Annotated in this window: 1 protein-coding gene; it reads right to left on the bottom strand. The window is 51.7% G+C overall.

The window, feature by feature from the left end:
• Positions 1–228: DNA polymerase III delta subunit-related protein (locus L9G74_RS20670; protein WP_326521526.1), on the bottom strand; the 228-nt coding region annotated here is incomplete at its 3' end.
• Positions 229–271 lie beyond the last annotated feature (43 nt).

The raw sequence follows: 271 nt of genomic DNA, 5'->3' as shown, positions 1-271 counted from the left end.
GCACTCGTTGCAGGGTTCCCCATCCGTTTGGTGGTGGCAGTTTACCGCCTTGGCAAAAATTTTCGCCGCCGATGTCTTCCCCGTTCCCCGTGGACCGGCAAAGAGGTAGGCGTGACTAATTTTTTTGGTGATGATGGCGTTTTTTAAGGTGGTCGTAACGATCTGCTGACCAACGAGGTCACTAAACCGCTGGGGGCGCCAAACCCGGTAGAGCGCCTGATAACTCATCTCTGTTCCTCCCTGCTTTTGAAGATATCTTTATCCATTATAC

Source organism: Shewanella electrica (assembly GCF_022321485.1).
Lineage (GTDB): Bacteria > Pseudomonadota > Gammaproteobacteria > Enterobacterales > Shewanellaceae > Shewanella > Shewanella electrica.
Note: the sequence above shows the minus strand (reverse complement) of the source record. Positions and strands in the feature narration are given on the sequence as shown.